The organism is uncultured Roseobacter sp. (assembly GCF_947491795.1).
Taxonomy (GTDB): domain Bacteria; phylum Pseudomonadota; class Alphaproteobacteria; order Rhodobacterales; family Rhodobacteraceae; genus Roseobacter.
The window spans coordinates 945,074-961,831 of the sequence record NZ_CANLKW010000003.1 but is presented as its reverse complement, the minus strand read 5'-3'; the positions used below and the strand labels follow the sequence as shown (position 1 = coordinate 961,831).

The 16,758-nt window shown below is 60.4% G+C and carries 16 protein-coding genes; 10 read left to right on the top strand and 6 right to left on the bottom strand.

Annotated features, from left to right (window positions below):
* Positions 1–57 precede the first annotated feature (57 nt).
* Entirely contained in the window at positions 58–447 is a 390-nt protein-coding gene (locus Q1A34_RS16515) for an ectoine synthase (protein ID WP_300036619.1), read from the top strand.
* 262 nt (positions 448–709) lie between these two features.
* On the opposite strand, the gene plsY is transcribed toward Q1A34_RS16515, so the two are convergent.
* The 4 genes from plsY to Q1A34_RS16490 all read right to left on the bottom strand — a co-directional run bounded on the left by plsY (position 710) and on the right by Q1A34_RS16490 (position 4,216).
* A complete protein-coding gene (plsY, locus tag Q1A34_RS16505; protein ID WP_300036752.1) occupies positions 710–1,318 on the bottom strand; it encodes a glycerol-3-phosphate 1-O-acyltransferase PlsY in 609 nt (202 codons plus the stop codon).
* Positions 1,318–2,601 carry a dihydroorotase gene (gene pyrC / locus Q1A34_RS16500; RefSeq protein ID WP_300036616.1) on the bottom strand — a complete coding sequence of 428 codons (1,284 nt, stop codon included), beginning with the start codon at positions 2,599–2,601 and terminating at the stop codon, positions 1,318–1,320. The genes plsY and pyrC overlap by 1 nt, the downstream gene beginning before the upstream one ends.
* 125 nt (positions 2,602–2,726) lie before the next feature.
* Positions 2,727–3,272 carry a hypothetical protein gene (locus tag Q1A34_RS16495; protein ID WP_300036613.1) on the bottom strand — a complete coding sequence of 182 codons (546 nt, stop codon included), beginning with the start codon at positions 3,270–3,272 and terminating at the stop codon, positions 2,727–2,729.
* Positions 3,269–4,216 carry an aspartate carbamoyltransferase catalytic subunit gene (locus Q1A34_RS16490; protein WP_300036610.1) on the bottom strand — a complete coding sequence of 316 codons (948 nt, stop codon included), beginning with the start codon at positions 4,214–4,216 and terminating at the stop codon, positions 3,269–3,271. Before Q1A34_RS16490 ends, Q1A34_RS16495 begins: the two co-directional genes overlap by 4 nt.
* A 116-nt stretch (positions 4,217–4,332) precedes the next feature.
* On the opposite strand from Q1A34_RS16490, the gene Q1A34_RS16485 reads away from it, so the two are divergent.
* From Q1A34_RS16485 to Q1A34_RS16470, 4 genes are all read left to right on the top strand, one after another.
* Positions 4,333–5,145: a uracil-DNA glycosylase gene (locus Q1A34_RS16485; RefSeq protein ID WP_300036607.1), complete on the top strand. Its 813-nt coding sequence runs from the start codon at positions 4,333–4,335 to the stop codon at positions 5,143–5,145.
* A 6-nt stretch (positions 5,146–5,151) separates the two neighbouring features.
* Entirely contained in the window at positions 5,152–5,694 is a 543-nt protein-coding gene (gene moaB, locus Q1A34_RS16480) for a molybdenum cofactor biosynthesis protein B (RefSeq protein WP_300036604.1), read from the top strand.
* Positions 5,695–5,787: 93 nt separating this feature from the next.
* The gene (locus Q1A34_RS16475) at positions 5,788–7,254 is read left to right on the top strand and encodes an HlyD family efflux transporter periplasmic adaptor subunit (RefSeq protein WP_300036601.1); all 1,467 of its coding nucleotides are present in this window, start codon (positions 5,788–5,790) and stop codon (positions 7,252–7,254) included.
* A gap of 2 nt (positions 7,255–7,256) precedes the next feature.
* On the top strand, positions 7,257–10,670 hold the full coding sequence (locus tag Q1A34_RS16470; RefSeq protein WP_300036598.1) for an efflux RND transporter permease subunit: 3,414 nt from the start codon (positions 7,257–7,259) through the stop codon (positions 10,668–10,670).
* Here the strand turns inward: Q1A34_RS16470 and Q1A34_RS16465 are convergent.
* A complete protein-coding gene (locus Q1A34_RS16465; protein ID WP_300036595.1) occupies positions 10,649–11,458 on the bottom strand; it encodes a protein-disulfide reductase DsbD domain-containing protein in 810 nt (269 codons plus the stop codon). The genes Q1A34_RS16470 and Q1A34_RS16465 overlap by 22 nt on opposite strands.
* 119 nt (positions 11,459–11,577) lie before the next feature.
* Here Q1A34_RS16465 and Q1A34_RS16460 point away from each other — a divergent pair, with 119 nt between their 5' ends.
* Positions 11,578–12,162 carry a YqgE/AlgH family protein gene (locus Q1A34_RS16460; RefSeq protein WP_300036592.1) on the top strand — a complete coding sequence of 195 codons (585 nt, stop codon included), beginning with the start codon at positions 11,578–11,580 and terminating at the stop codon, positions 12,160–12,162.
* 4 nt (positions 12,163–12,166) lie between these two features.
* Here Q1A34_RS16460 and Q1A34_RS16455 read toward each other — a convergent pair whose 3' ends face one another.
* Positions 12,167–13,108 (bottom strand): L-threonylcarbamoyladenylate synthase, encoded by a 942-nt coding sequence (locus Q1A34_RS16455; protein WP_300036750.1) that lies wholly within the window; start codon positions 13,106–13,108, stop codon positions 12,167–12,169.
* Positions 13,109–13,231: 123 nt separating this feature from the next.
* Here Q1A34_RS16455 and Q1A34_RS16450 point away from each other — a divergent pair, with 123 nt between their 5' ends.
* The 4 genes from Q1A34_RS16450 (at position 13,232) to Q1A34_RS16435 (ending at position 16,735) form a co-directional block, all read left to right on the top strand.
* Positions 13,232–14,947 carry an acyl-CoA dehydrogenase gene (locus tag Q1A34_RS16450; RefSeq protein WP_300036589.1) on the top strand — a complete coding sequence of 572 codons (1,716 nt, stop codon included), beginning with the start codon at positions 13,232–13,234 and terminating at the stop codon, positions 14,945–14,947.
* Positions 14,947–15,993, top strand: coding sequence for an MBL fold metallo-hydrolase (locus tag Q1A34_RS16445; protein ID WP_300036586.1), 1,047 nt, complete (start codon positions 14,947–14,949; stop codon positions 15,991–15,993). The genes Q1A34_RS16450 and Q1A34_RS16445 overlap by 1 nt, the downstream gene beginning before the upstream one ends.
* Before the next feature lie 3 nt (positions 15,994–15,996).
* Positions 15,997–16,482: a hypothetical protein gene (locus tag Q1A34_RS16440; protein ID WP_300036583.1), complete on the top strand. Its 486-nt coding sequence runs from the start codon at positions 15,997–15,999 to the stop codon at positions 16,480–16,482.
* Between the two features lie 118 nt (positions 16,483–16,600).
* Positions 16,601–16,735 (top strand): aa3-type cytochrome c oxidase subunit IV, encoded by a 135-nt coding sequence (locus Q1A34_RS16435; protein ID WP_300036580.1) that lies wholly within the window; start codon positions 16,601–16,603, stop codon positions 16,733–16,735.
* Positions 16,736–16,758: the final 23 nt, after the last annotated feature.

Below are 16,758 nucleotides of genomic sequence, written 5' to 3'. Positions count from 1 at the left end.
GCATGAGGGCCGCGACCATGCAATGCTCATCTGATACTGCAATATTCGGAGCAGAAGATGATCGTTACAGACAGGAAAGAGCTGGAAGGTACAGCACGTGATGCGTCCGGTCCGGGCTGGACCAGTATGCGTTTGCTGGTGAAATCGGATGGCATGGGCTTTTCCATGACCGAGACAGAGGTTCTGCCGGGCGCTGATCTGGAGCTGCAGTATCAGCATCACATCGAGGCCTGTTACTGCATTTCAGGCGAGGGCACAGTGACCGACCATGCAACGGAAACTGAACATCGCATCGCGCCGGGTATTCTGTATGCGCCGGATAAACATGACAGGCACCGGGTTCGGAACGATCATGACGTGCCGCTCAGGCTGATCTGTGTTTTCTCACCGGCCCTGCAAGGCGATGAGGTGCACGACCCGGATGGGGGCTATTCCACAGAGGGATGATCCGGCACAAGGGCTGTTACAAACCGGGTGACTTTTTCCCTGCTCATCTCGCAGGGAAACAGACGGCGCCCGGTTTTCAGCCAGTAGAAATTGAGGCTGATGTAGTCAGAACCACCCAATTCCTCAGCGACCAGTTTGACAGAGCGGCCTTTGTTAAAGAGCGTCTTGGTGAATATGTACCGGCGACCGTGAGCGTGTCCTGTATGCGTGCCGACGGGCAGGGCAGACAGCGCATCAGCAAAGGCGGTTGCATCGTCCCCGCTCAGGATTTTTGTCCTATTCTGGGTTCGGTTCCGGCCCGCAACCGCGCTATGTTTGCGCGGTGCCGCCAGAAGATCAGCACAGCGAGCAAGACCGCCAGCCCGATCGCATCGCCTGTATCCAGGAAAGCCATGAGAGCCGGTGCCGACGCAGCTGAGACAAGTGCACCCACAGATGAAATGCGTACCGAAAAGGCACCGATCAGCCAGGCCAGACAGCAACCCAGTCCGACGGGGAAGCTGATCGCCAGGACGATGCCGAGAAATGTCGCGACACCCTTACCGCCTGCGAATTTCAGCCAGACGGGATAACAATGGCCGAGCATTGCGGCCAGGGCTGCCACCTGAGCGGTATTTTCTCCACCCATTGCGCGTGCGGCGAGGACCGCAACGGCCCCTTTTCCGCCATCCAGCAGCAGCGTCAGTGCTGCCGCTTTTTTGCTGCCTGTGCGCAGTACATTGGTGGCACCTATATTGCCCGAACCGATTTCCCGCAGATTGCCAAGGTTCATCACCCGAGCCAGCACCATGCCAAAGGGAACGGACCCGAGCAGATACCCCGCAACCGCCCAGAAGGCGAGCAGGCCAATGGTGCTTTCAATCGCTGGCATCATGTTTTTTCAAACACGCAGGTGCCTCCCACATAGGTCGCCAGGACCCGGCCCTGCATTCGCGCGCCGTCAAACGGTGTGTTGCGCGACTTGGAGCGCAGTGTTGAGCGATCCATCAGAAAGGGCGCATCCGGATCGAACAGCACCAGATCCGCCGGGGCGCCCGGCGTCAGCCTGCCAGCATCAAGCCCCAGCCGTTTGGCCGGGTTCAGAGACATGGCGCGCCACAGAACGGGCAATTCGATCAGTCCGGCGTGATAGAGGCGCATCGCAGCAGGAAGCAGTGTTTCAAGGGCCACCGCGCCGGATGCGGCCTCCTCAAAAGGCAGGCGTTTGCTCTCCTCGTCCTGCGGGGTGTGCATTGAAGAGATGATATCGATCAGTCCGGTGCGAACGGCGTCGACGACGGCCAGCCTGTCCTGTTCGTCCCGCAGGGGCGGTTTGATCTTGAAGAACGTTCTGTAATCCGCGACATCCAGCGCATTCAGGGTCAGATGGTGAATGGATGTTCCAGCGGTGACGTCCAGGCCGTTTGCCCGGGCGCGTTCCAGCGCGGGAAGGGCCCTGGCGCAGGTCAGCTGATCTGCGTGGTACCGGGCGCCGGTCATTTCCACCAGCGACAGATCTCTGTCCAGCGCCATGCGCTCGGCCATCGGCGATACAGTGGGCAGCCCCCGCAGGGAGGCGAATTTGCCGGACGTTGCAGCCGCCCCCCTGCTCAGGCCCGGATCCTGCGGGTGCGCGATGACCAGGGCATCCAGCGAACGCGCATAGGTCAGAGCCCGCGAAAACACCCTGGTGTCTGCGATCACGCGGTCGCAGTCAGTAAACGCAACAGCACCGGCATCCAACAGGAAACCGATTTCCGTCATCTCACGGCCTTCGCGCCCTTTGGTCAGGGCGGCCATTGGCAATACGTTGACAGGTGACGCTTCGTTCGCACGGCGTGTCACGAATTCCAGCGTTTCCGGGCTGTCGATAGCCGGTGTTGTATCGGGGCGGGTCACCATTGTTGTGACACCGCCTGCCGCGGCGGCCAGTCCGGCGGAACGGTAGCTTTCCTTGTGCCGCTCGCCCGGCTCACAGACTTTGACGCCGATATCGACAATGCCGGGGGCAAGGTACTTCAGGCCACAATCAATGATGCGTCCTTCTGCCGGTGGCGAAACACTGCCTTTGGCAACGTCGGTGATACGGCCGTTTTCGACAGTCACTCCACCGGTAACAACCTCGTCGGTTTCCGGGTTGACGAGACGTGCGTTCAGAAATGTCAGCCTGCTCATGCGATCAGGCCCCCACCCAAACCATCAGCCCAACGATCGCAAAGGCTATGATCAGGGCGATCATGGCAACACGGCCGGACATTTTCGGATCTTTTGGTTCGTTCATCCGCCCATCTTTCGTGTTTTCATGTCAGCAACCACCAGAGGCCAAGAACGATCAGGATCGCGATGGCGATAACCACCATAATGCTGCCCGCAGCGCCCTTTGCAGGTGCCATCGGGACGACACCGGGAACGCCGGTGTAGGGCATTGCGCTGTCCGCCGTGAGAGATCCGGAGGAATACCCGGGCCTGAATTCCGCATAGCTGCCGATCAGCGCGACATCTGATCCGGGCTTCAGCGTTGCGGCGGCGCCTGCAAAGCTGTCGGAAAAAAGCAGGAGAATATACCCCTCCAGCGCGTCCAGCTTTGCACGGTCCGGCGTCAGATCGTTTTCTGAAACGGCATAGCCTTCGCTGAGATAGGAGGCGAGCCCGACCCCAGCCAGATCGGCTGCCGGGAAAATCTCTGTACTGGCAGTGTTCAGGTGCGGATCACCCAAAAGGTCCCGTGCCAGATCAGAAACCGGCATATGTGCCAGATCTGCGCGTATCGTGTCGACGGGCCGGTTGACCGCAAAAACACGGATCGTCGCGGCCTCACCGGCTGGGACGGTTATTACATTGCTCATGCAGCACCTTCGCGCATCAGTCGCAGGTTGCGGGCCAGTAGATCCATGGCTGCCATACGTACTGCGACGCCCATTTCCACCTGATCCTGAATGACCGACCGGTTGATATCGTCCGCGATGGTGCCGTCGATTTCAACACCGCGGTTCATAGGCCCCGGGTGCATAACAATCGCATCCGTACGGGCGTAGGAGAGTTTTTCCGCATCCAGCCCGAAACGGTGGAAATATTCACGCTCGGACGGGATAAACCCCCCATCCATGCGCTCTTTCTGCAGCCGGAGCATCATGACCACATCGACGTCCTGCAACCCCTTCTTCATGTCGTCGAAAACCTCGACACCAAACTCTGAAATACCCGATGGCATCAGTGTGGGCGGGCCAATCAGGCGGATCCGGTTTTCCATTTTGCCCAGCAGCATGATGTTCGACCGGGCAACGCGGCTGTGTGCAATGTCGCCGCAGATTGCAATCGACAACCGGTGCAGGCGGCCTTTTGCGCGCCGGATGGTCAGCGCATCCAGCAGCGCCTGCGTCGGGTGTTCGTGGCGTCCGTCTCCGGCATTCAGCACGGCACAGTTCACCTTCTGCGCCAGCAGATCGACCGCGCCGGAATGCGGGTGGCGCACCACAAGCAGATCAGGATGCATGGCATTCAGTGTCAGGGCTGTATCGATAAGGGTTTCGCCCTTTTTCAGGGAACTGGCCTGCATGGCCATATTCATAACGTCCGCCCCCAGACGCTTTCCGGCGATTTCGAAACTCGCCTGCGTACGGGTCGAGTTTTCGAAAAACATGTTGATCTGAGTCAGCCCGGCCAATGCGTCCGCGTGTTTGTCCGGCTGCCTGTTGAGCGACGCATACTGATCTGCCAGATCCAGCAAAGCCGTTATTTCCCCTGGGCGCAGAGCTTCGATTCCAAGCAGATGTCGGTGCGGAAACGTCATGACGGCAACCTTTGGCGATTTTTCACCTTATAGGGACGCGGAGACGGGCGGGCAAGCAGGCTCATCCGGCGATTCCGTCTGTTCAGTCCTGTTGGCAGAGGCGTTAAGGTGCCCGCATGGAATCAACAGATTTTCATCATGCGCTGGCGCTGTTGGACTGGCAGGTGGAACTGGGTGCGACAGAGGCCATCTGTGACGCCCCGGTGAATTGCTATGACTTGCCGCAAACAGCAGCGAAACCGGCTGCCGCCAAACCAGCCGCGGAAGCGTCAGCAGCGGCACCTGCGCAACCGGGCAAACCGTCAGTAGACGCTGTCGCTGCGGCACAGAAAGCTGCCGCCGCTGCTGATACGCTGGAGGCTTTACGTGCAGAGATGCAGCAGTTTGAGCACTGTGCCCTGAAAAGAGGCGCCCGCAATCTGGTGTTCAGTGATGGTGTGGCAGGTGCGCCGGTGATGATTGTCGGCGAAGCCCCGGGCCGTGATGAGGACAGAGAAGGCCGGCCATTTGTCGGTGCTGCGGGCCAGTTGCTGGACCGTATGTTTGCGGCCATCGGCATGGCGCGCACAGATACCGTTGCTCCGGTCTATATCACAAACGTCCTGCCCTGGCGGCCGCCGCAGAACCGTGATCCGTCTCCTGAAGAAATCGCAATGATGCGCCCATTTCTGCTGCGGCATATTGCACTGGCACAGCCGAAGGTTCTCGTCGTAATGGGCAACAACAGCGCCCACGCCCTGTTGGAAAAACGCGGCATCACGCGACTGCGTGGCACCTGGACGGAAGCCGCCGGCGTACCGGTCATGCCGATGTGCCATCCCGCTTATCTGCTGCGCACACCATCGGCGAAACGCGAGGCCTGGACCGATCTGCTGGAAATCAGCGCGCGGATTGCAGATGACGGAAGCCACCGAAACTCAGGAAAGTGAGGTCCGATGAGCCGGATTGACGAGAGCAAAGACTTTATCCCGGTGCGCATTGCGGTTCTGACGGTGTCAGACAGCCGTGATCTGTCGCAGGACCGGTCCGGGGATGTTCTTGTCGCGCGTCTGCTTGAGGCGGGCCATGAGCTTGCAGACCGCCGTATTCTTCCTGACGAACGAAAGGATATTGCCGCACAGTTGAGCGCCTGGTGCCGCGACAGTGCAATTGATGTTGTCATTTCGACGGGTGGCACCGGGCTGACGGGCCGCGATGTCACGGTCGAGGCGCACCGGGATGTATACGAAAAAGAAATTGATGCCTTTGGCACGGTCTTTACCATCGTTTCGATGCAAAAGATCGGCACCAGTGCCGTTCAAAGCCGTGCCACCGGCGGCGTGGCCAATGGCACCTATCTTTTTGCGCTGCCGGGCAGTCCGGGTGCCTGCCGTGATGCCTGGGACGAGATTCTGAAGATGCAGCTCGATTTCCGGCACCGTCCCTGCAATTTTGTGGAAATTCTGCCCAGGCTGACAGAAAGTCAGCGACGGAAATAGGCTTTTGCTTCGTAACACCCTTGTGGGTTGGTATTTTTTTCGGGCCCTCTAGGTTATAGTGGACAGGCTCAACCTCCTGGAAATGCGAAGCACATGCGGTTTTTGAGACAGAGTATGATCGGATTTTTCCTGGCGTCGATGACGCTGGGCATGCTGGTTTTTGCCGGTCTGATGATACGCGACGCGCTGCAGGTACGGTTTGCAGATGCGCCGCCATCCGCAGCGCCACGCGAACGTGTGTTCGCCGTCACACTCACCAGAGCCGAGCCGGGCAGGGAACAGCCCGTGCTGCGCGCTTTTGGCGAGATTTCGTCGCGGCGGACGCTGGAACTTCGGACCGCTGTTGCGGGCAGGATAATTTCGCTGTCTGAGGAATTTGAGGACGGCGGTTCGGTCTCCGAGGGCGATGTTTTGTTGCAGATCGATCCGCGCGATGCCCAGTCAGAGCTTGACCGGCTGACTGCCGATCTGGAAGACGCCCGTGCCGAAGTGCGCGATGCCGGACGCAGCCTGGGGCTGGCGCGGGAAGAGCAGAAAGCAGCGGCAGACCAGGCCGACCTGCGCGCGCGGGCATTCGAGCGGCAGTCTGATCTGTCAGGAAGGGGCGTGGGCACAGCCGCCGCTGTTGAGACCGCAGAACTGGCCGCAGCGGCGGCGCGCGCGGTCGTGATTTCGACGCGCCAGGCCGTGACGCAGGCAGAGGTCCGCATAGATCTGGCAGCCACACGTCTGTCGCGCGCGGAAATCGCCCTCGAAGACGCCCGGCGCAGTCTGACGGACACCACAATAAAGGCACCGTTTGACGGTGTTCTGAGCGAAACTGCCGTGGTTGCAGGGGGGCTGGTCAGCGTCAACGAACGCCTTGCCGATCTCATCGACCCCTCCGACCTGGAGGTCGCGTTCCGTGTTTCGACGGCGCAATATACCCGCCTTCTGGATGCTGCGGGGGATCTCATCCCGGCCTCTGTGACTGCGACGCTTGACGTCACGGGCGCAGATCTGCGTGCGGTCGGGTCGATCACCCGTGTCAGTGCAGGTGCTGCCGAGGGTCAGACCGGGCGGCTGATATTTGCGACACTTTCGGACCCCCGCGGTTTTCGCCCGGGCGACTTTGTGACCGTCACAGTTCAGGAACCTCCTCTGGACGGTGTGGTACGCCTGCCAGCCGCAGCACTGGGGGCTGCAGGCGATGTACTGGTGATGGGAGAAGACAGTCGTCTGATCTCGGTGCCTGTCACGCTTCTGCGCCGGCAAGGGAACGAGATTATCGTATCCGGTGAGGGCCTTGAGGGACGTGATGTGGTCAACGCACGCACGCCGCTGCTTGGCCCCGGTATCGCGGTACGGCCGCTGGACACTGCTGCCGCACTCGAAGAGCAGGCCGCTGCCGTGTCTGAAAATATTGAACTAACCGATGAACGGCGTGCGCGCCTTGTGGCCTTTGTGCGCGACAACGGGGAAATGCCGGAAGCGGCGCGCGCGCGCGTGCTTGCGCAACTGGCTGAGACCCGGGTGCCTCGCAGGGTCGTGCGCCGCATTGAAAGCCGGATGGGCGGATAGACATGCGCGGGCTGCAGACGATCACCCCATCGGGCATTCTGTCTTACTTCACCCGCCACCGGACGGCCGCCAACCTGTTACTGGTCGTGCTCCTGCTGTCAGGGCTTGTGTCACTGCCCAATCTGCGTGCGCAGTTTTTTCCCGATGTGGTGCGCCAGGCGGCATCTGTCACGGTAGAGTGGGAGGGCGCCGGGGCCGAGGAGGTGGACCGCGCCGTTGTTGATCTGATGACGCCGTCACTCATGGCAGTGGACGGGGTGGAAACCGTGACCTCCTCTGCCAAGTCCGGGCGCGCGTATCTCTATGTGGTGTTTGAACCTGACTGGAACCTGGAACGTGGCATCGCAGATCTGCGCATCGCTGTAGATGAAACAACCGACCTGCCAGAGGCCGCTGAGGAACCCGAAGTGCGCGCAACCGGCTGGCGCGACCGGGTGACCAATGTTGTTATTCATGGTCCCGTGGATGCCTACCAACTGGGGCTCTTTGGCGATGAACTGATTGCCATGCTGTACACGCGGGGTGTTACGCGAACGACGCTTCAGGGGGTTGCGGCGCCGCAGACAGTTGTCGAAGTGCCATCGGTGAACCTGGTGGCATACGATCTTTCGATGGCCGAAATTGCGCAGATCATCGCGGCAGAGGTTGATACCGATCCTGCCGGTGATGTGTCTGGAACCAACACGCGCGTTTCCACAGGCTCGGAAAAACGTGCAGCCGATCAGATTTCGGGTATCGTACTGCGGACAAACGAAGACGGTTCGCAGCTGACCCTGGGCGATGTTGCCACGGTCAGCAGGCCCGGCCCCGATCGCGATCTGAGCTTTTTTGTAGGCGACACCCCCGCTGTTTCGCTGCGCATTGACCGATCAGTTCAGGGCGATGCGATTGATATCCAGAAATCGGTGGAAGAGGCAGTCGCGCAGTTGCAGATGACCCTGCCCGAAGGTGTCACCGCAGAACTTGTGAACACCCGCTCAGCGGCAATTTCCGCCCGTCTCAGCATGCTGATTGATAATGGTCTGACGGGGCTTGCTCTGGTCGTGACGCTTTTGTTCCTGTTTCTGAACGCCCGCACGGCGTTCTGGGTGGCTGCGGGCATCCCGGTTGCGATGCTGGCGGCGCTTTCGATCATGTATATCGGTGGGCAGACACTGAATATGATCACGCTTTTCGGCCTGATCATCACGCTGGGGATCGTCGTTGATGATGCCATTGTCGTGGGAGAGCACGCAGATTACCGCGCGCGGCACCTGGGCGAGCCCCCCGTTGTTGCAGCCGAAAATGCAGCCCGCCGCATGGCCTTGCCGGTGCTGGCTGCGACGCTGACCACGATTATCGCCTTTATGGGGCTTGCTGCGATTGACGGATGGTACGGGCGGTTTGTCAAAGATATCCCGCTTACGGTCATTGCGGTTGTCACAGCATCGCTGATCGAATGCTTTCTGATACTGCCCAACCACATGTCCCACGCGCTTGCGGCGCGGGCAAAAGAGCGCTGGTATGACTGGCCAAGCCGCCAGGTAAACAAGGGATTTGTGTGGTTCCGGGAAAAGCTGTTCCGACCCTTCATGGCAGGTGTGATCACCTGCCGGTATGCGGTAATTGCCGGAGCCATTCTTTTGCTGGCCAGTCAGATTGCTGTTTTTCTGCGCGGCGACGTGCAGTGGCGGTTTTTTAACGCGCCGGAACGCAGTGTGCTCTATGGAAACTTTGCCATGGCAGAGGGTGCGTCGCGTGCAGATACCGTCGCGATGATGGGCCTTCTGCAGAGTGCGCTCGACAAGGTTTCCGCGGAGTACGAGGAAGAATTTGGTGTGGCGCCGGTGACGTCCGCCGTCGCCAGGATTGGTGGCAACGCGGGCAGAGGTCTGTCAGGTGCTGAGGGCAAGGATGGCGACCTGCTGGGCGGCATATCCATTGAACTGACGGACGCCGATCTGCGCCCCTTTACCAGCGGCGCCTTTGTGTCTGATCTGCAGAAGGCAGTGATCCAGCATCCGCTGGCAGAGGTGGTGAGTTTCCGGCGCACCCGGTCCGGGCCGGAAGCGGACACGCTCGACATCGAACTCTTTGGTGCTGATGCGCAGACGCTCAAAGCCGCAAGTCTCGACATTCAGGCCGCTCTGAGCAGTTTTCCTGAGGTTTCGGCACTTGAGGATACGCTGGCATATGACCGCGAAGAGCTGATCCTTGATCTGACGGCGCGGGGCAAAGCGCTTGGGTTCACAAGCGACGCTCTGGGCCAGACGCTGCGCAACCGTCTGGGCGGGATCGAGGCCGCAAGCTATCCCGAAGGGCGACGCAGTGCCGAAATACGCGTGGAACTGCCCGAAAACGAGCTGACAGCAGATTTTCTGGAAAGCACTCAGCTGCGCACGCCCGAGGGTCTCTACGTCCCACTGACGGATATCGTTACCGTGCAGCGGCGTGCGGGTTTCAGCGAGATCAAGCGCTACAATGGTGTGCGCGTGATCTCTGTCAAAGGAGATATCTCGGAGGACAATCCGGCCCGCGCCAATGAAATCCAGCAGACACTGCAGGACGAAATTTTGCCCTCCGTGGCCAGCGAACGTCAGATCCGCTACAGGCTGGCTGGCCTTGCCGAGCAGGAAAGTGCGTTTCTCAGCGGTGCGCTGAACGGTCAGATTCTGTGCCTTGCGGGCATTTACCTGGTGCTGGCCTGGATATTTGGCAGCTGGTCCCGCCCGGCAGTCGTTATGGTCATCATTCCCTTTGGTCTGATCGGGACGATCTATGGGCATGTCGTCTGGGATGTGCCGCTGAGCATGTTCACGGTTGTGGGCCTGCTGGGCATGACGGGTATCATCATCAACGACTCTATCGTTCTTGTGACCACGATCGACGAGTATGCGCAGGAACGCGGGTTGATCCCCTCGATTATCGATGGCGCTGCAGACCGGCTCAGACCGGTTCTGCTGACAACACTGACAACAGTTCTGGGCATGGCGCCGCTGCTTTACGAGAAAAGCGTACAGGCGCAGTTCCTCAAACCGTCCATCATCACACTGGTATACGGCCTGGGCTTTGGTGTCGTACTGGTGTTGCTGGTGGTGCCCGCTCTGCTGGCCATCGGGCATGACCTGTCCCGGCAGATTGCAGCCATGCGCCGGGGACTGCGCGCACCCGTTCGGGGTGTCAGGGTCAGTTTTGCGATGCTGTGGAGTGTGATTGCGGTCTGGGCATGCGCAACACTGGGGATGGTTGCATGGCGGGACGCCCTGCCAGAGGTGATGCTGCGCGCTGTCCCATTCATTGCAGGGCTTGCACCGGTTACGGCGGCGTTTGTGATATTTGTTGCGGGATGTGCCGTGATTTCGCTGGTGGCTTATGTTACTGCTGCGGCCTGGCTTACTGTGCGCCGCCGTCCGCTTCAGCCGGGTGTACAGCCCTGAATATCAACGGCATGGCTGCTGCCCAGCACCGTGATCCGGATCGCTTTTCGGTCAAGTGCAATTGCCCCGCCGTCCGCATGGATCATTTCTGATACTGCGACGACGCTGTTTCCGTTGCGACGGGTGTCCGCTTCGCTGACCCAGACCCCCGGAACACCCGGTTCAATCACTGCGACTTCCTGGCCACCGGCAGAGGGCATAGACACACGCGCTTCGAGCCTGATGCCATCCTCGGTCGGCTCCACCCGGCATGTCGCAGAGGTCACACCGGCCTCTCTGGCGGAATAGGGCATCTGGGCCAGCGCTGCAGCAATTGCCGGAGTCGGGCGGCTTGCGTCACTGTCCAGCGTGGCCTCGAATTCGAGTTCATATGGCACGCAGATGTCTGAACAGACGCCAAGGTCCATGTCGACAGACAGCCTGACAGGTTTACCCGGGCTGCGGGGAGTAATTGTCAGCGGAATAATCAACTCATTCTCGTACCCGATAGACCGCATGCCATTCTGGTCGAATACGCTTGGTGCAGGCCAGGAAATGCCGACCGAAGAAAGATTGGAAGATCCGGCCCAGTCGAATGCAGGCGGGATACCAGCGTCGCCCGGCGCGCGCCAATAGGTCTTCCAGCCTGGCGCCAGCGACAGATGCAGCGCGGCGACCCGTGTACCGTCGGTTTTCACCCAGCCGGGCAAGACCTGTGCTGTGACCGGTTCTTTGAAGCCGGACTGCGCAGACAATGGTCCGGCCATGCCAAGGCTGATGAGGGCAGAGAACAGAATTGCGTTTTTCATGCTTCCGATATGCGCCCGATGCGCTGAAATGCCAAGTCACGTTAAGGTCAGCCATGTTTCGCCGTTTTTGCCCCGGTGCGGGACTTGCGCCACAAAGGGCAAGTCGCCATGGTTGAGCTATGACGGGGGCACTCAACTCAGAAAACGGACTGCATCTGGCTGGCAGGTTGCTGGTGGCCATGCCGGCAATGGATGATCCGCGTTTTGAGCAGTCCGTTGTGCTGATCTGCGACTATTCGCAAAAGGGCGCGATGGGCCTGATCCTGAACAAAGTCACCGATGATATCCGTATGAGCGATGTGCTCGATCAGCTCGAGATCGAACCGACAGAAGAAGCCAGATCCATGCCTGTGCATTTTGGTGGGCCGGTCGAGACGGGTCGTGGTTTTGTGCTCCATTCAGGTGATTACCAGTCCGCACTGCACACGCTTGCGGTTCCGGGAGGCTTTGGGATGACCGCCACGCTGGATATCCTGGAAGAGATCGCAAAGGGCGAGGGACCCAAACGGGCACTGATGATGCTGGGGTATGCAGGCTGGGGTCCCGGGCAGCTGGAGAGCGAGATCGCCCGCAATGGCTGGCTGATTGCCGAAGGTTCACAGCGGCTGGTGTTTGGCACCGCCGCCCGGCTGCAGTGGCTTGAAGCACTCAAAACTATGGGCGTTGACCCGGTTTTGCTGTCAAGCGAGGCCGGTCACGCCTGATGTCTCAGCGCGGGGCGGCAGCCCGCCGCAGCCTGTCGTTGATGGCGCGGCCAAGACCATGCTCCGGGATCGGCGCTACGGCGATGGGTTTGCCCGTTCGGTCCAGCTGATGCAGGCAGTCAAAAAGCCGGGTGGCGGCTTCTGTCAAGTCGCCCCGTTCTGACAGGTTCAGATCGCAGTCCATCCGGCCAAAACCGAGCATTACTTCGCCTGAAACGGGCGCACAGGCATCAAGCCGCAATGGCGCGCCCGGCGCATAGTGCGACAGTAATTGCCCGGGGCTGGTGATAGCTCCCGCTTCCGGCTGGCCGGGCATCTCTCCCAGCACGCGCGCGAGCTCTTCGGTTGCCAGCCCGCCCGCGCGCAATAGCAGCGCTTGCGGATCGGTGGCCACGATCGTGCTTTCCAGGCCAACGGTGCAGGGGCCATCGTCCAGTACCGCCGCGATTTTTCCTCCAAGTCCCGCCATCACATGGTCGGCCCGCGTGGGGCTGATACGTCCGGAGGGGTTTGCAGAAGGTGCCGCGACCGGGCCCCCAAAGGCCTGCAGCAGTGCGCGGGCGGCAGGATGGGCAGGGACGCGGATGGCCACGGTCGGCAGCCCCGCTGTGACCAGCGATGCCAGCCCATGACCCTCGCGCAGCGGCAGAACCAGTGTCAGCGGACCAGGCCAGAAATGTCGCGCGAGAAGGTCCGCTGTATCGCTCCAGTGAACGTATTCCTGTGCCTGCTGCGTCCCTGCCACGTGCACGATCAGCGGGTTGAAAGCTGGCCTGCCCTTGGCCTCATAAACGGCCGCCACAGCCGTTCCGTTGCGCGCATCCGCACCGAGGCCGTACACCGTCTCGGTGGGAAAGGCGACGGTCAGGCCGCTTTCCAACAGGGAAGCCGCACGCGCAATGCCTGCATCATCTGCCGTCAGCATTTGGGTTAAGCTCTGGTTCATCTGACTTCGTGACGCCGCGTTCTGGTTGCCGCCCGGGCAATGCCGTTCCATGATCTGGATCACGCCTTATAAGCTGCCGTGCGACTTGCCAAGCCAGCGCGCAGCGATGCCGGAGACCTTTCCATGACCTATACCGCGCCCGTGGATGATTTCACATTTCTTTTTGACCATGTCGTCGGCTTTGATCGCGTGACAGAGACAGAGCGTTTCGCAGAAGCGACACCGGACATGACCCGCGCCATCCTGACCGAGGCGGGACGTCTTTCCGAAGACGTTCTGGCACCTCTTCAGCGTCCTGGGGATCTGCATCCGGCGCATCTGGAAAACGGCGTCGTGCGCACGTCGCCGGGTTACGCAGACGGCTGGAAAGCGATAGCAGAGGGCGGCTGGATTGGTATTTCGGCTGATCCCGGGCATGGGGGCATGGGGCTGCCGATAACCCTTGCCTCAGCTGTGAACGATATGATGAGCGGGGCCTGCCTGTCGCTGCAACTTGCGCCGCTGATGAGCCAGGGGCAGATCGAAGCGCTGGAGCACCATGCCAGCGATGCAATCCGGGCGCTCTATCTGCCGAAGCTGATTTCGGGAGAGTGGAGTGGTACGATGAACCTCACCGAGCCTCAGGCGGGCTCTGACGTGGGTGCCCTGTCGACCAAAGCAACCGATAACGGTGACGGCACCTATGCGGTGACCGGCCAGAAAATATACATCAGCTGGGGTGATCACGACGCGGCAGAGAATGTCTGCCATCTGGTGCTGGCCCGGCTGCCGGGTGCGCCGGCGGGCACCAGGGGGATTTCCCTGTTTCTCGTGCCCAAGTTTATCCCGGATGATACCGGGGCGCCGGGCAAGGCAAACGGTGTCCGCGTGGTCAGTCTGGAACACAAACTCGGCTTGCATGGCTCACCCACCGCGGTGATGGAATATGACAATGCCACCGGCTGGATGATCGGAAAGGAACAGGGCGGAATGGCGGCCATGTTCACCATGATGAACAATGCCCGTCTTGGTGTCGGTGTTCAGGGTATCGGCGTGGCCGAGGCTGCGTTTCAGCATGCACTGGCCTATGCGACGGAACGCAAACAGGGTCGCAGCACCGTGTCAGATGGCACAGGCACAATCCTCGATCATGCGGATGTGCGCCGCATGCTGATGAGCATGAAGGCGGATACATTTGCTGCGCGCGGTATCGCGCTGAGCTGCGCTGTCGCAATTGATATGGCGAATGCCACCGGAGAGGACCACTGGAAAGCCCGGGCTGCTCTGCTGACACCTGTCAACAAATCCTTTGGCACCGAGACTGGCATCGCCGTCAGCGACATGGGGCTGCAGGTACATGGTGGGATGGGCTTTATCGAGGAAACGGGTGCGGCACAGTTCTGCCGGGACGTGCGGGTGACCGCCATTTACGAAGGTACCAACGGTATCCAGGCGATGGATCTTGTGGCGCGCAAAATGATGGACGGGGGGGATGCAGCGTTCAGGCTGCTCGACGAGATCGAAGCCTGCGCAGAAGAGGCCCGCAGCAGCTTTCCCGACCTTGGAGATGCCGTCTGGCAGGCCAGCGAAACCTTGCGTGAAACCACAGAATGGCTGGTCAGCGAAGAGGACATGACCACACGTTTTGGCGGCGCGGTTCCTTACCTGCGGGCATTTGCGCGCGTTCTGGGCGGATGGGTGCATCTGCGTGCGGCACTTGCTGGCAAAGACACCGCCCGCGAGAAACTGGCCCGGTTCTACATTCTGCGTCTGCTGCCGGAACACGCCGCTCTGCTGGCGCAGGCGCGCAATGGCGCCGGTGATCTCTACACCCTCAGCGCGGATGAACTGGCCGCCTGATGCAGGATCAGTCGCCGGAACCGCTCAGATATCCCTGGCAGGAAGCCCCCGCAGAGGGAGAGGCTGTTGAAGTCGCACAGGGTGTGCTGTGGATGCGGCTCCCGCTGCCGATGAAACTGGATCACGTCAATGTCTATGCGCTGGATGACGGCGATGGCTGGACAATTATTGACACCGGTTTTGCCTCGCGGCGTGGCAAAGAAATCTGGAAAGCTCTGATCGCCGGGCCTCTCGGCGGGCGTCCCGTGAACCGTGTTGTCGTGACCCACCATCACCCGGATCATGTCGGCCTCGCTGGCTGGCTGATGCAGCAACAGAGTGCAGAGTTGCTGACCACACGCACGGCATGGCTGATGGCGCGCATGCTGACGCTGGATGTGCAGGACGTACCAGCACCCGAAGCGCTGGAATTTTTCCGCAGGGCAGGCATGGATGCGGAAATCCTGGAAAAGCGCAGAACGGAGCGCCCGTTTAACTTCGCCGATGTCGTGGCGCCACTGCCACTCGGCTACACGCGGCTGGAACAGGGCGATGTGATCCGCATGGGCGGGCGTGACTGGGACGTGCATATTGGCAATGGTCATGCGCCCGAGCACGCAACTTTCTGGAGCCGTGACGACAATCTCGTTCTGGCGGGGGATCAGATTTTGCCGTCAATCAGCCCGAACATCGGCGTCTACCCGACAGAACCGATGGCCGATCCTGTCGCGGACTGGCTGGAGGCCTGCGAGCGTCTGTCACAGCTGGCCCGGTCCGATCATCTTGTGCTGGGGGGGCACAAGCTGCCCTTTACCGGCCTGCCGGTAAGGATGCGGCAGCTGATCGACAACCACCATGGCGCGCTGGCGCGACTGCTGGATTTTCTGGATACGCCAAAGGCCGCCGGAGAGTGCTTTGCGCCACTCTTCAAGCGGAGCATCGGCGAAGGTGAATATGGTCTGGCGCTGGTTGAAGCCGTCGCACATCTGAGCCATCTTTATCAGGAAGGGCGTGCAACACGCAGCCTGCGCGATGATGGTGCGTGGGTGTATCAGCGCAAAGGATAAGTAATGGGCGACGAAATCAGGACATCCGCAGAAGTACGTGAGGCGGCTGTTCTGGCCGGGCTGCACGAAGTCCATACCCGTCCGGACGCGCAGAATGCGGGAGACCGGCCTGTCCCCAAAGCGCTGTCCGCCAAACCGGCGGAACAGAAATCTCCCGCGCGGTGGGCCTATGAGCGCATCATCGTCTACCTCAAAAATTTCGAAGAGGAACTCGACAACACCCAGGAAGTGGCGATGGGGTTTGCTGGCGGAGACACCGGCGTCCTGCGGATCGAAGGCATGGGGTATTTTGACCCTGACATCGTAACCTTTTATGGCAGTGATGAAAGCGGCTCCCGGATGCAACTGATCCAGCATGTCAGCCAGTTGAACGTCATGCTGCGCGCTTTGCCCGTACCACGTGAACGCGAGGCACCTCAGCGTATCGGGTTCCGTCTGGTTGAGGACCTTGAGGCTGGCGGGAAAACTGACAGTGATGATGCCACCTGATCGGCTGGCTGCCTCGTGCCCCGGGCATTTGCGCGCATCAGGGCGCAATGCGGGTGACAGCGGGTTTCGAATCCATTAGGGCTTGGGCGGAAACGTTTCAGACACGGGGACTGCGGCAATGGCAGAACACAAACACGGCGAGATGGACACCGAAACGCAGGAAAAAACCTTTGCCGGTTTTATGGCCTGGACCAAATGGTCGGTCATCGTCATCATCGGTATCATCATCTGGATGGCGATTTTCATCACCTGACATAAACGGCAGGCAGGTCCGTC

Coding starts and splice junctions, on each gene's coding strand:
- Q1A34_RS16515 (WP_300036619.1), top strand. CDS start 58: ATGATCGTTACAGACAGGAAAGAGCTGGAAGGTACAGCACGTGATGCG.
- plsY (WP_300036752.1), bottom strand. CDS start 1,318: ATGCCAGCGATTGAAAGCACCATTGGCCTGCTCGCCTTCTGGGCGGTT.
- pyrC (WP_300036616.1), bottom strand. CDS start 2,601: ATGAGCAGGCTGACATTTCTGAACGCACGTCTCGTCAACCCGGAAACC.
- Q1A34_RS16495 (WP_300036613.1), bottom strand. CDS start 3,272: ATGAGCAATGTAATAACCGTCCCAGCCGGTGAGGCCGCGACGATCCGT.
- Q1A34_RS16490 (WP_300036610.1), bottom strand. CDS start 4,216: ATGACGTTTCCGCACCGACATCTGCTTGGAATCGAAGCTCTGCGCCCA.
- Q1A34_RS16485 (WP_300036607.1), top strand. CDS start 4,333: ATGGAATCAACAGATTTTCATCATGCGCTGGCGCTGTTGGACTGGCAG.
- moaB (WP_300036604.1), top strand. CDS start 5,152: ATGAGCCGGATTGACGAGAGCAAAGACTTTATCCCGGTGCGCATTGCG.
- Q1A34_RS16475 (WP_300036601.1), top strand. CDS start 5,788: ATGCGGTTTTTGAGACAGAGTATGATCGGATTTTTCCTGGCGTCGATG.
- Q1A34_RS16470 (WP_300036598.1), top strand. CDS start 7,257: ATGCGCGGGCTGCAGACGATCACCCCATCGGGCATTCTGTCTTACTTC.
- Q1A34_RS16465 (WP_300036595.1), bottom strand. CDS start 11,458: ATGAAAAACGCAATTCTGTTCTCTGCCCTCATCAGCCTTGGCATGGCC.
- Q1A34_RS16460 (WP_300036592.1), top strand. CDS start 11,578: ATGACGGGGGCACTCAACTCAGAAAACGGACTGCATCTGGCTGGCAGG.
- Q1A34_RS16455 (WP_300036750.1), bottom strand. CDS start 13,108: ATGAACCAGAGCTTAACCCAAATGCTGACGGCAGATGATGCAGGCATT.
- Q1A34_RS16450 (WP_300036589.1), top strand. CDS start 13,232: ATGACCTATACCGCGCCCGTGGATGATTTCACATTTCTTTTTGACCAT.
- Q1A34_RS16445 (WP_300036586.1), top strand. CDS start 14,947: ATGCAGGATCAGTCGCCGGAACCGCTCAGATATCCCTGGCAGGAAGCC.
- Q1A34_RS16440 (WP_300036583.1), top strand. CDS start 15,997: ATGGGCGACGAAATCAGGACATCCGCAGAAGTACGTGAGGCGGCTGTT.
- Q1A34_RS16435 (WP_300036580.1), top strand. CDS start 16,601: ATGGCAGAACACAAACACGGCGAGATGGACACCGAAACGCAGGAAAAA.